Origin of the sequence: Pedobacter sp., from assembly GCF_035317785.1 — a bacterium.
Taxonomy (GTDB): Bacteria; Bacteroidota; Bacteroidia; order Sphingobacteriales; family Sphingobacteriaceae; genus Pedobacter.
Window position 1 is genome coordinate 1 of the sequence record NZ_DATHGC010000281.1, and the last position, 4,070, is coordinate 4,070.

Consider the following 4,070-nt stretch of genomic DNA (forward strand, 5'->3'; position numbering starts at 1 on the left):
ACCCGATAGCCATAAGGGGCACGGAAATGAGCCGTGGCGATTATCTGACTGTCGAACTGGAACGCACCACCCACCAGGACCTTAGCCACCAGTTCCGCTTTGGTTCCTCTGTTACATTTTTTTCCAATCACGATGCGGCTGAAGACCGGATTGAGGGAACGATAACTTATGTTGGCGGCAGCAGGATGAAGATCACGATCAAAACAGATGAACTCCCGGATTGGGCCGGCGACGGCAAACTGGGCGTTGACCTTCTGTTTGACAACAACAGTTACGATGAGATGCAGGGGGCGTTGAAACAGGCCTCCAGTGCAATTGACGATAAAAATACCGGACCTTCCGGACTAATCAGGGTACTGACAGGTTTAAACAAACCTGGCTTTAACCGGGAACCGCTCCATTATGCCATTCCAAAACTAAATACCGTACAGCAGCAGGCCGTTGAAAAAATAATGAATGCCAATGAGCTGGCCATAGTCCATGGTCCTCCGGGAACAGGAAAAACAACTACGCTTGTGCAGGCCATAAAGGCTATGATCAAACGGGACCATCAGCAGATCCTTGTCGTTGCCCCAAGCAATACGGCAGTAGACCTGCTCAGCGAAAAACTGGCCGAAGAAGGTTTGAATGTATTGCGGATTGGCAATCCGGCAAGGGTATCAGTAAAAATGCTTTCGCTGACGCTGGACAGCAAAATGGCAGAACATGAAAGCATGAAGCAGGTCAAAACGCTCAAAAAACAGGCGGCCGACTACAAGAATATGGCGCACAAGTATAAGCGGAATTTTGGCAGGGCCGAGCAGGAACAGCGCAAAGCGTTGTTTAACGAAGCGCACAAGATCATGAAAGAAGTGGGCAATACTGAAAAATATATTACAGACCAGGTGATCGCTAAAGCCCAGGTGATCACCGCAACATTGGTCGGGGCGAGTCATTACACGATAAATGACCTGACCTTTGATACGGTAGTGATCGACGAAGCCGGACAGGCGCTGGAGCCGGCCTGCTGGATCCCAATCCTGAAAGCAAAAAAAGTGGTGCTGGCTGGCGATCATTGTCAGCTGCCGCCCACAATTAAATCCGCAGAAGCAGCAAGGGCGGGCCTGAGCATTACACTGATGGAAAAATGTGTGGAATTATGGCCTGAATCTGTTGTCCTCCTGGAGGAACAATACCGCATGCACAATGACATCATGGGTTACCCCTCTTCAGTCTTTTATGGCGGGCTATTGAAAGCGCACCCTGCAGTAGCTGGCAGGCAGCTGTTTCCTGGCGATGCCGCTTTATCATTTATAGACACGGCCGGCTGCGCATTTGATGAGAAGCTGGAAGGCACAAGCACCACAAACCCCGAAGAAGCGGTCTTTCTGCTGAAGCACCTTTCCCAATATGTCGCAGAACTCGCCAACCACTATACCGTTGAGAATTTCCCTACTATCGGAGTTATCGCACCCTATCAGCAGCAGATCCTGCTCATCAGGGAATTGCTGACCGGCGCAGATGAACTGATGCCTTATATCAAAAGTATCACCGTCAATACCGTGGACAGCTTTCAGGGCCAGGAAAGAGATGTCATTTATCTGGGTCTGACCAGAAGCAATGCAGAACGCAATATTGGTTTCCTTTCAGACATCCGGCGCATGAACGTAGCCATGACCCGGGCAAAGCAGAAGCTGGTCGTTATCGGCGACAGCGCTACCCTGTCAAGATTGTCTTTTTATGATGACTTCATGACTTATGCCGATCAGAGGCAAGCCTATCAAAGCGCCTGGGAGTTTGTGAACTAATCAGGGATATAAGATAGCGCGGAGCAGAAAAAATTACCTTCTCTGAGAAGACATGCTGCCCTGTTGCGCAGCTTCAGGGCAGGCGACTTCGAAGAGAACGGTTATTTTTTCCAGCTCCAAGCGGTTCCAATAAAACTGAATCAACTATTTTTTCTGCCTGATGCAACTTTTTGACAAAAGCAGCGTCTCTATATTTGAAAACGACCTTAACAGCAGGCAGAATTGCCATACTGTTCTGGCCATTCACTTATCAACAAAAGAACTTAAATATGAAACGATTATTCCCCCTGTTATTTACAGCTGCACTATCAGCAGCAAGTTTATCAGTTATCGGCAATCCGGTCTTAAATCCCGCAACAGTGATCCAGGACGATAGAAACGTAAAAAACTTCAGCGGTGTCGCCGCAGGCGGACCAATTGAGGTGATCATAACGCTCGGCAATACGGAAAGTATAAAATTTGAAGGTGATGCAGCAGCGATAGCCACGCTGGTAACTGAAGTAAAGAGCAATGTTTTAATTATCCGTCCTTCTGTAAGCTGGAAGAGCTGGGCTAAGAAATATGAAGGCAAAAAAATCACGGCTTATGTAAATGCGAAAAATATCAGCAGCCTGACCATGAGCGGTGACGGCAGTATCCTTGTAAAAGGAACGGTGACGGCGGCTGAACTGGCGACGACATTAAGCGGCTCAGGAAGCATCAAAGCGAGTATCAGCGCAGACGAGCTGACCAGTACGCTGAGCGGCTCGGGAAGCCTGGAACTGACCGGCAAAGCCACCAGTGGTTCGGTCAACATCAGTGGCTCGGGCAGACTCAACGGCAAGACACTGGCCATCAATAACTTGAACGCAAGGATCAGCGGTTCCGGTTCTGTATATGCCAAAGTCGATGGCACCATCAATGCGATGATCAGCGGATCAGGCCATGTTTACTATGCCGGAAATCCTTCGATCGAGCAGAAATCAATAGGATCTGGCGGAGTGAGTAAATTTTAACTCAGCCTCCTCTATGATTTATCGCTAAGCAACTTTACAGATGCAGGCTCGTCCTCTTCAATTTCTGAATAGCGGCCGATCTGGTCATTGGAAAAGAAATTGTCGTTGAGGTCGTCATTTGCAGTGGAAACTTCTCCGATAATGCATGCTTCCGATTCAGGCCAGAACTCATGCCAGATACCAGGTTCGATCGTTACCCTTTCGCCTGCTTTTAAAGTGACCTGATCACCTGAGGGAATTTCAGTGTAGAGCCCGTTTATTTTTAGTTTTAAAACACCTGCAGTGTTGTCTTTAAATGGATCTGCCTTCCAGAGCTGCACCATGAGCACACCGGTGCGGCAGATGATGTCTTCCTTTTTCTTCTGGTGCGTGTGGCTCGGTGTCACCATACCTTTTTGGGCATACATCAGCTTTTCACAATATTCAGGTTCTTCGGCCAGGTTGACCAGTACCAGCCCGCAGCCTTTAAAATCTCCCAGACCAAAATCTGTCACATCCCATTTGGGCTGAGGCGGCAATGTCCATCCGTTGGAATTGAAGAATTTAGTGGCTTCTTTTACCACTTCGTTGATCTCAGATCTTTTCATTTCACATTCGTTTTTATGGATAGATCACTTTTTCTACTGTTTGGTTTGCCTGTGATTTCAATGCGGCGGCAAATACACAATGGCTTGCTATAGCTTCTTCTGGAGTGACACAGCCAAACCTGCCCTTCAGCTCAGCTGCCCTTTCAGCCACATAAGCGGCCAGCATCTGCATGAAGCAGTCAGAAAACCCAGGCTCAAATATCCCCCCGGTAATGGTTGGAAAAGGCACACCCTTAAAGCCAAGATCGGTCCTTTGCCACAGCTGTTCATCGCCGTCTATCCTAAAGGTCCACAAAGTTTTGGTATCTTTTGTACTGTATTTTACACCGCCTTTAGTGCCCAGCACCTCAATGTACCAGGTATTGGTTTCGCCCGGCGCAATGCGTTTGGTTTCCAGGGTCATCGGCACTTTATGGCCATCTATGTCCACCTTTGTGCTTAATGTGGCGTTGTTCCAGGTATCACAGGCAGCCAGTCCTCCCCTGCCATCAGGTCTTTCGGTGAAGATCCCTTGCAACTGGGCATAAACGGTTTCCGGCCTCCAGCCTAAGCGCAGCGGTACGTGCAGCACATGCATCCCAAGGTCGCCCATCACCCCTATTTCCCCGCAAAACTTCGTTTGTCTTTTCCAGTTGATCGGCTTTGAAGGATCCATATCACTGGAATGAAGAAAGCCAGCCTTAATTTCTATGATCTGCCCT

The 4,070-nt window shown here is 48.6% G+C and carries 4 protein-coding genes; 2 read left to right on the forward strand and 2 right to left on the reverse strand.

Going from position 1 to position 4,070, the window contains the following annotated elements; all coding sequences use genetic code 11:
• Together VK541_RS17250 and VK541_RS17255 are read left to right on the forward strand one after the other, a co-directional pair.
• On the forward strand, positions 1–1,787 hold a 1,787-nt coding region (locus tag VK541_RS17250; protein WP_324371586.1), incomplete at its 5' end, for an AAA domain-containing protein.
• A 269-nt stretch (positions 1,788–2,056) separates the two neighbouring features.
• Complete coding sequence (locus tag VK541_RS17255; protein WP_324371587.1) at positions 2,057–2,782, forward strand: head GIN domain-containing protein; 726 nt, start codon at positions 2,057–2,059, stop codon at positions 2,780–2,782.
• A gap of 11 nt (positions 2,783–2,793) precedes the next feature.
• Here the strand turns inward: VK541_RS17255 and VK541_RS17260 are convergent, their stop codons facing one another.
• Together VK541_RS17260 and VK541_RS17265 are read right to left on the reverse strand one after the other, a co-directional pair.
• Positions 2,794–3,369: a D-lyxose/D-mannose family sugar isomerase gene (locus VK541_RS17260; RefSeq protein ID WP_324371588.1), complete on the reverse strand. Its 576-nt coding sequence runs from the start codon at positions 3,367–3,369 to the stop codon at positions 2,794–2,796.
• Positions 3,370–3,382: 13 nt separating this feature from the next.
• Positions 3,383–4,070 (reverse strand): hypothetical protein (locus tag VK541_RS17265; RefSeq protein ID WP_324371589.1); only part of this gene is annotated, 688 nt, incomplete at its 5' end.